The 770-nt window shown below is 66.2% G+C and carries 1 pseudogene; it reads left to right on the top strand.

Features of this window, described 5'->3' with window-relative positions:
- Positions 1-770, top strand: a pseudogene (locus tag Q7C21_RS22215) (hypothetical protein); the annotation flags it as partial.

Here is a 770-nt window from a genome sequence, read left to right on the forward strand (position 1 = left end):
GTGGACCAAGGCAGCGTCGCCATTGAAGGTGCGGGGCTCAACGCGAGCAATATCGACCAGTTCGAAACCATCACCCGCAGCGCGAAAATCAACGCCGAGATCCAGGCCCAGCACCTGGCGGTGATCGCCGGGGCCAACGATGTCGACGCCAAGACCTTGAACGCCACGGCGCGGACCACCAACCCGGCGGATGCGCCGCAACTGGCGATCGACTCATCCGCCCTGGGCGGCATGTACGCCGGGGCCATCCGTCTGGTGGGCACGGAGAAGGGCGTGGGTGTGAACATGTCGGGGGAGATGGCGGCCAGCACCGGTGACATCCAGATCGACGCCAACGGCAAGGTCACGGTGGCCGGCATGGGCGCCAACCAGGCGATCGCGATCAAGGCCCAGAGCATCGACCTCAAGGGCAAGGCCTATGCCGGGACCGAAGCGACCCTGCAGGCCAAGGAGCAGATCGAGGTGGGCACCAGTCTGGCGGCCCGGGATCAGGTGCGGGTGGTGGACGCCGGGCAACTGGTCAACCACGGCATCATCGAGGCCGGGGTCAACAGCGACAACAGCCGCAACGATCAAGGCGTGGTCAAGCTGAACGCCGACAACCTGGAAAACCGCGGCGATGTGCTGGCCAGCCGCTCTCTGCAACTGACCGCGCGGCAGACCCTGAGCAACCAGAACGGTGTGATCCAGGGGCCCAAGGTCGAGGTCAAGGCCGCACGCCTGGTCAACCAGGGCGGGCAGGCCCGAGTGCTGGCGCACAATGAGCTGGT

Source organism: Pantoea sp. ANP04 (assembly GCF_041982285.1).
Taxonomy (GTDB): Bacteria; Pseudomonadota; Gammaproteobacteria; order Enterobacterales; family Enterobacteriaceae; genus Pantoea; species Pantoea eucalypti.